We start from the raw sequence: 5883 nt of genomic DNA on the forward strand, positions 1-5883 counted from the left end.
GGTGCGGGGCGGGCAGAGCGGGGGCGAGCTGATCAAGCGTCCGGCGGCAGGGGTGCCAGCAGGGCGGCGATATCCGCTTCGCCGAATTTGGCCAGCGCGTCCGCATCTTCCGACAGCACGCTGGCGGCAAGCGCGGATTTGCGTTCCTGCAGGGCGACGATGCGCTCTTCGATGCTGCCGGCGCAGACCAGCTTGAACACGAACACCGGCTTGTCCTGGCCGATGCGGTGGGCGCGGTCTGTGGCCTGGTTTTCCGCCGCGGGATTCCACCAGGGATCGTAGTGGATCACGGTGTCGGCGGCGGTGAGGTTGAGGCCGACGCCGCCCGCCTTGAGGCTGATGAGGAAGACCGGCGCGCGGCCGCGCTGGAAGTCTTCCACCGGCACGCGGCGGTCGCGGGTTTCGCCGGTGAGGCTGACCCAGCCTATCTTGGCCTTGTCCAGCTCGGCGGCGATCAGCGCCAGCATCCGGGTGAACTGGGAGAAGACTAGGATGCGGCGTCCTTCGGCGATCAGCTCCGGCAGCAGGGACATCAGCATGTCCAGCTTGGCGTGCTCCTTGACGCGCGCGGCGGCCGGCGTCTGCAACAGCCGAGGGTCGCAGCAGACCTGGCGCAACTTGAGCAGGGCGTCGAGGATCACGATCTGGCTGCGGGCGTAGCCCTTGCCCGCGATTTCGCCGCGCACTTTCTCGTCCATGGCGGCGCGCACGGTTTCGTAGAGGTCGCGCTGGCCGCCTTCCAGGGCGATGCTGCGCACGATCACGGTCTTGTCGGGCAGCTCGCGCGCTACGTCCTCTTTGCGCCGGCGCAGGATGAAGGGCTTGATGCGGGCTGCGAGCAGGGCACGGCGCACGCCGTCGCCATGCCTCTCTATCGGTGTGCGCCAGGTCTTGGCGAAGTGTTTCTGGTCGCCGAGGAAGCCGGGCAGCAGCAGGTCGAACTGCGCCCAGAGTTCGCCCAGGTGGTTTTCCAGCGGCGTGCCGGTGAGGGCCAGGCGATGGCGTGCATTCAGTTGCCGCAGCACCTGGGCGCCCTTGCTGGCGGCATTCTTCACCGTCTGCGCTTCGTCCAGGATCAGCAGGCTCCATTGCCGTGCCTGCAGGGCTTCGGCATCGCGCCACAGCAGTGGGTAGGTGGTGAGGGCGATGTCGGCTTCGTCCAACTGGTCGAAGCGGTGCTGGCGCCGGTTGCCATGCAGGGCGAGCACCCGCAGCGAGGGGGCGAAGCGCGCGGCTTCGGCCTGCCAGTTGAATACCAGCGAGGTGGGTAGCACCACCAGCGCCGGCTGGGCGAGGCGGCCGGCGTTCTTCTCGGTGAGCAGGTGGGCGATGGTCTGCGCTGTTTTGCCCAGGCCCATGTCGTCGGCGAGGATGCCGGCGAGGTCATGGCGCAGCAGGTGCTGCAGCCAGGCCAGGCCTTCTTGCTGGTAAGGGCGCAGCTCGGCCTGGAAGCCGGTTGGCGTGGGAACCGCGACGATGCCGCTGGCCTTGCTGAGGCGAGCGGCGAGGGCTTCCAGCAGGGCGGTGCCGCGGCCGGGCAGCTCCAGTGCGGCGAGGCGGCCGGCGTCCAGGCGGGAGACACGCAGCGTGGTGGAGGGCTGGTCGAAGAGATCGACCAGCGCCCGCACCAGGGGTTTCAGCCGGCCGGCGGGAAGGCGCAGGCGGCCGAGTTCCTCGTGATGCAGCAGTACGGGCTCGCCGTCGTCTATCCCCTCCAGCCCACCGGAGAGCCAGCGCGTGTCCAGCGCGAAGAGTTCGACCAGCAGCGGCGCCAGCGCCACCGGGCGGCCCTGCACCTCTATGCCGGGCGAGATGTCCAGCCAGCCGTCGGCGGCCTCATCCACATCGAGGATGATGTCGTCGATTTCCAGCGCGCGGTGGCGGAAATCCGCCGGCATGTCGATTTCCCAGCCCGAGGCTTGCAGCGCGGGCAGGGCATCGGCGACGAAGTGCGGCCAGGCGGATTCGGATGCCAGCCCTTGCATGCCGGGCGGTAGCGGCATGGCATGGGGATGCAGCTTGGAGGGGGGGACGCGGGCGAAGCCCAGGCGGCTGAGGCGCTGCAGGGCGGCCGATTCCGCCTTTTCGTCATGCTGCAGGCGCACGCTGCGGCCATCGGCGAGGGTGTGATAGAGCGCGGTGTCGCCAGCGGGAACGGTGAGCGGGCCGTAGCGGAAGGCGATGGTGGCGTAGTCGAAAGCAGCGAGCGGGCCGCGCGGGTAGTCGCGGTAGGAGGCGCCAAATACCGGCAGCGTTGCCAGCGAGAGCACCGGCACCGGTGGGCCGGACAGGCGTAGTGGTGGTCCGCCGGCAGTACGCGGTTGTGGCAGCGTGGGGGCGAGTTCGGCAAGGGCGCCGGCGACCAGCTCGGTTTCCACCGGGGACAACGGTGGCAGCGCCAGCAGTTGGCCGAGCTGAGCAGGCGGAATGTCACAGCTGACTGGGCCGGCTTCCTGGCGCTCTTTGTCCAGATACCACGGCGGCTCGCTATTGAGAATGGCGGCGGCGGGAATGAACTGCAGCTGCGGAGCGACCCTGCCCTTGTCCACGCTCACCCACTCCAGCCGTCCTGGCCGGTTGCTGCCAAGGTGGAGCGCCGGGTTGTCCATGCGTTCGGCGTGAGCGCGGCCGCAATTGAGCAGATGTTCGAGCACGGCCGTGGCATGCCGGCCGGCGACCGGGTAGGCGTCGGTGGCGGTCCAGCCTCGAGGTCGCTGGGTCCAGAGCAGACGCAGGATCTCGAGGTCCTGCTCATTGACGAAGCTAGGGGGCGAGGCCAGCGCCCGTTCCAGGGACGTCCAGGGTTCATGGGCGCGAATGCTGCCGTCCTGGCCGTTGCGTACCTTGTAGAAGGTCACTACGTACTGCTGCAGATGGCTGCGGTAGAGCAGGACGTAGTGCAGGGTGTGGAGGGAGGGCTTGGCGCGGACCTTGCCCGGTGCAGCGCTTTGGCGGAAGGCATCGATCCAGGCCAGCACTTCCGGGCTGGCGCGGTTGGGGTCCTGGCGCTGGGCCAGCCAGGCGAGCATGGCGGCAGCAGCGTGCTTGCAGTTGCGCCCCACCGGACAGGTGCATTGCGACAGCACATAGCGGCCACGCCAGTTGTCGTCGCGTATCTGCACCACCACCCGGTAGGGCGCCGGCCGAGTGCCGCGCACCTTGGCGAGCAGCAGGCCACCGTTGCGTTCCAGGCTGGAGACGTCGTCCAGATAGGGGCGAGCCTTGTCCACCTCGCGCTGGCCCAGCCAGTCGCTGATGTCGGATTCGGTGTAAGTGTCGAGGGCAGACATGCGGGTGCAGGAAGCTTAACCGCGAGATTGTAGCCGCCGTTGTCGGGGCCAAGAAGGGCACTATTGGGCGGTGCGACGCGGGCGGTGTCTGCGGCGGGCGGCAGGCGGACCGCTCCCTCGCTGCCCGGGCCCGCGGCGGACGAGGCGCACGGCCTGGCGGGAAAGTGCCTTGAGCCTCAAGCAAATGGTTTCCATTTGTGCCGGCTTTGTCGTCTTGCCGACACTGGGGGCATAATCCGCGCCCGCCGTTTGGCATAACTGGAGAATGAGGAATGGAACGTCGAGAAATGCTGCGTCACTGTCTGCTGGTGCTGGGCGTTTCGGTGGCCGGGCCGGTGTCAGCCTTCGATCTCGGTCGCGCGCTCGGTGCCGCGAAGTCCTTTACCGACGCGGCGACGGTGGACGATGGCGAGCTCATCGCCTACTACAGCCAGATGAGCCAGGAGATGGACGCCGGCAACGTGGTCGCGGCCGCCGACAGCCCCTATGGCAAGCGTCTCGCCAAGCTCACCCGCGGGCTGGAGAGCCATGATGGCCTGGACCTCAACTTCAAGGTCTATCTCACCGAGGACGTCAACGCCTTCGCCATGGGCGACGGCACGGTGCGGCTGTACAGCGGGCTGATGGACATGATGAGCGACGACGAGGTCCGCTACGTCATCGGCCACGAGATCGGCCACATCAAGGCCGGCCATTCCAAGAAGCGCATGCAGATGGCGCTGGCCACCGGCGGCCTGCGCCAGGCCGTGGCTGCCAGCGGCGGCGATGCCAGGAAGCTGGCCGACTCCCAGCTCGGCGCGCTGTTCGAGAACGTGGTGAAGTCGCAGCATTCCCAGTCCAACGAGAACGAGGCCGATGACTACGCGATGGGTTTCCTGCGCAGCCACGGTTACGACCGCCAGGCGGCGGTGAGCGCGCTGGAGAAGCTGGACAAGCTCTCCGGCGGTGGCGGTGGTGGCTGGTTGTCCACTCACCCGGCGCCGGCGGCGCGCGCGGCGCGGATGCGTACGCAGCTGGGTTGATCGCTGGACGGCCCCGGCTTCCTGTCGGCCGGGGCCGGTAATACTTGGCCCGCCCGGCAGCCCGCCTTTTGTCGCAATCCCCACGTCTGCCAGAGCCCGCGAGCACCTGCATCTGTCTGGCATGCAGTCGGCGGGGGCGACGAGTGTCGCTCCTGCGCTTCCAGGTCCTGGCGGAACCGCGCTGATCCATGCGATCGGGCTGAGGGCGAACGCGCAGGGCGCCAATCCTGCCCGCAGCCGCTGGGCCCCGATTTCCTTCGCTTCGCTTCCGTGTGGTTGGCATCGCATCCTCTGCCAGAGAGTCCGCTCGACGCCGTTCGCAGGTTCCCTCGTGCGACGAGCCGTCCGAAGGGCTGCCTGGCGAGCCGATGAGGCTCCGCGCCGCTACCCTCTCCGCGCCGCCATTCCTCACTTTGCCGATGTAAGCGCATTGACATATATGCTTATGTCGAATGATAATTTTTCGTCATTAATGTAAGTGAATATTTCTCGTTGTCCGCCACCCGGCGGGCGACGCTCCCACGGTCCCCGTCTTCAGTAGTGCCGTCCAAGCGATCAAGGCCGCCCGTCCAGCCTTTGCCGCGCTGTGCGCGTGTGCCTTGTGCGCTTCGGGGAAGGCCGGGTTTGTTCGAAGAGGAAAGCAAAGAGATGGCGTACCTGAAGCATCGCAAGAAGGTTCTGGCGCTGGCCCTGTCGACAATGGCATTGCCGGTGTCGGCGCAGACACTGGTTCTGGATAACGACAACCGCATCAACAGTTGGTACGAGACATACGAGGAACAGGTTCGAGTCATCGGGAGCTATAGCAACCAGGATTCAGACAACTCGCCAATCCGCTTCACCGATGTCGTTTTCAAGCAGGGGCTGGTTCTCGATGCAGTCATCAGTGCGAGAGGCAATGACATGTCTGGGGCAGACCTGGAGTTCCTTCGGGTCGAAGGGGACCTGATCCATGCGGCTACCGGCAGCATCCGCATCGAGGATGCAGTAGCACTCGAGTATGACGATGGCGCTTGGGGAATGCTGATTGACAGTGGCGAGATCCTCGGAAAGTTCATCAATTACGGACATATCGAAGTTCAGGCCGCTGGAGCAGGTGCGGCCGCTGTGGATATTGGCGGATGGGCTGAAATGAGCCTGGGCGGCATAGAGAACCATGGCTCTCTGGCTGCTTACGGTGAAGGTGCTGTTGCTCTATGGGTGGAGAACGCGCACTTCGCCGCCTCCCCGGCCCACATCGTCAACACCGGCCTGATCCGGGCAGACGACGCGGCGATCCGCGTCACCGCCTTCACCGTCGGCAATGAAGGCTCCGCGGGCACGCTGGTGATCCGGAACAGCGGCGACATCCTCTCCGCCGACGAGGCGATAGACGTCAATCCATTGGCCGGCAACGTGAAACTCCTGTGGGACGCCGGCACCATCAGCGGCGATCTGTTCGGCCTGAGCGAGATCGAGGTGGCCGGCCAGGTGCACTTCAATGGCGAACTCCAGCTGCCGGACAGCGATCCGGACGACGATGGTGTTGCCGACATCTGGATGCGCGAAGGCGGCTGGGTGCGGGTGGGCGG

General features: G+C 66.6%; 3 protein-coding genes. 2 read left to right on the plus strand and 1 reads right to left on the minus strand.

The annotated features are described in order from the left end of the window. Positions 1–32: 32 nt before the first annotated feature. Complete coding sequence (locus tag GRF61_RS22950; protein WP_169152942.1) at positions 33–3290, minus strand: DEAD/DEAH box helicase; 3258 nt, start codon at positions 3288–3290, stop codon at positions 33–35. 272 nt (positions 3291–3562) lie between these two features. On the opposite strand from GRF61_RS22950, the gene GRF61_RS22955 reads away from it, so the two are divergent. Then, positions 3563–4312 carry a M48 family metallopeptidase gene (locus GRF61_RS22955; RefSeq protein ID WP_169152943.1) on the plus strand — a complete coding sequence of 250 codons (750 nt, stop codon included), beginning with the start codon at positions 3563–3565 and terminating at the stop codon, positions 4310–4312. Positions 4313–4960: 648 nt separating this feature from the next. Then, positions 4961–5883 (plus strand): hypothetical protein (locus GRF61_RS22960; RefSeq protein ID WP_211166155.1); only part of this gene is annotated, 923 nt, incomplete at its 3' end.

The sequence above is a fragment of the Azoarcus sp. TTM-91 genome, assembly GCF_012911025.1.
Lineage (GTDB): Bacteria > Pseudomonadota > Gammaproteobacteria > Burkholderiales > Rhodocyclaceae > Azoarcus.